Here is a 1,856-nt window from a genome sequence, read left to right as displayed (position 1 = left end):
ACAGCTCAAGCAACGTCAACGGTCCAAACGATAAGCGGGGGTAAAACCGGCTACCGGGCGGCTACCGCCACCCCGGTACCTGGTACCGCCTTACCGGTCCCTAAAACAAGCCCGCGTCAGAGAAAGCACGCCCACCTGCAATCCGAAGATAAAAAGCGCTTCTACAACCACTTCTCCACCCCTAAAGCGCTCGACATCAATCTATCCAACAGTATTAGGGTTGACTAACCTAACCTACAGTGCATATATTTGTGCCACACCTAACACTTCCCAGGTTGTCAATGACGCTTAACCGCGCAAATTCAGTCGCTAGCTCAGCGTGAGCCCCAAGTGGGAACAGGAGTTTTCTTTGAGGAGATGGAAGGACTTCCACCGCAAGCCAAACGCCTGATACGACTGTTTTCTCATTCTTATGGGCTTGACCCCCGGACGAGCCAGTCTTAGAGAACACAGGTCTTACCGCACAGAACAGGAACTTTTCGACTGACCATCATGAGTATTCATTCCAGTTTCAGCATTAACAGCGCCCAAGTGCCTCGAAGCCGCACCTATTCGCGACGCGTTGCTGGACTCATACTGTGCTTGGTGCTGCTCGTCCTCGGAGTTTGCTTGAGTATCGCTGTCGGAGCTAGAAGTATTCCACTAACCGATGTCATATCTGCTCTCAGAGAAGTTCCTTCGCACCGTGAAACTGCTCTAAACTTCGAACAGCGCGTACTCTTCGAGCTCCGTATACCGAGGACCTTGATCGCAATCGTAGTGGGCGCTTCCCTCGGAGTAGCTGGCGCTTTAATTCAAGGCCACACCCGAAACCCGCTCGCTGATCCAGGCATTCTTGGGGTCAACGCTGGTGCCGCTTTAGCTGTAGTTTCCAGTTTCGCAGTCTTTGGATCGATCAGTATGTTTGCAACAACTGCGGCTGCCTTCTTGGGCGCTGTAAGTGCAACCATCATTGTCTTCGGCCTGGGACGCATCAATGGAGGCAATGCTAGTTCGCTCACTCTTACGCTTAGTGGCGCAGCCTTATCTGCCGTGTTGAATTCGATCACTACAGGCCTCATTCTGGCAGAAGAGGCCAACCTGGACCGTATGCGTTTTTGGACCGTAGGTTCGGTAGCGGGACGTGGTCTAGACGTCTTTTGGGGAGTATTACCATTTTTGGTCTTGGGTATCGTTTTAGCCTTTGCTTCTGCGCCGTCTCTAAATTTACTCAGCCTCGGTGACGATGTAGCTCAAAGTCTCGGTGGTCGAACCGATCGGGCTCGCCTCTTCGGCATGGTCCTTATCTCTCTGCTTGCGGGTGCTGCGACCGCTATGGCAGGACCAGTTGGGTTCATTGGCTTGATAGTGCCGCACTTGGTACGTGCCATCACGGGTCCTGACTATCGGTGGATTTTGCCGTATTCCGCCCTATTAGGTGCCACGCTACTGGTGCTAGCTGATGTCATTGGCCGAATCATCGCACGTCCAGGCGAGTTACCAGTAGGAATCGTCGTCGCTTTTATTGGCGCTCCATTATTCTTCGTGCTTGTCTTCCGGCGGAAGGGGGTAGCGCTATGAATGGTCACCGCAATACTGTCCCAGGCCGCCCCGCCTTCCGCATTGGCACAAAACTATTTGAGCTCTCAGCTGTTTGGCGCCCGTGGCAGCTATCTGCCACTTTCATCCTCGCCATATTGGCCCTACTTCTAGTGCCCTTATCTATCACGCTGGGAGATTATCCAATCTCTTTCGGTGGGCCCGAACCCCGGAAAGTGGACACGGGGATTTAATCAAGATGCGATAGTAAGTGTAGCTGATCCGGCGGCTTCGAAGGCGTTCGGCGAGCGATAGCCGCACCACGAGTGCAAGCGCTT

The 1,856-nt window shown here is 53.4% G+C and carries 2 protein-coding genes; both read left to right on the top strand.

The genetic code is table 11. From position 1 onward, the window contains the following. On the top strand, positions 1-228 hold a 228-nt coding region (locus MHX65_RS11465), incomplete at its 5' end, for a hypothetical protein (RefSeq protein ID WP_239270171.1). 264 nt (positions 229-492) lie between these two features. After that, positions 493-1,560, top strand: coding sequence for a FecCD family ABC transporter permease (locus MHX65_RS11460; protein WP_239270170.1), 1,068 nt, complete (start codon positions 493-495; stop codon positions 1,558-1,560). Positions 1,561-1,856 lie beyond the last annotated feature (296 nt).

The organism is Corynebacterium sp. ACRPS (assembly GCF_022346005.1).
In the GTDB taxonomy this organism is placed as follows: Bacteria; Actinomycetota; Actinomycetes; order Mycobacteriales; family Mycobacteriaceae; genus Corynebacterium.
Note: the sequence above shows the minus strand (reverse complement) of the source record. Positions and strands in the feature narration are given on the sequence as shown.

Bases quoted from the DNA above. Each gene is read 5' to 3' on its own strand.
- MHX65_RS11460 (WP_239270170.1), top strand. From the start codon at position 493: ATGAGTATTCATTCCAGTTTCAGCATTAACAGCGCCCAAGTGCCTCGA.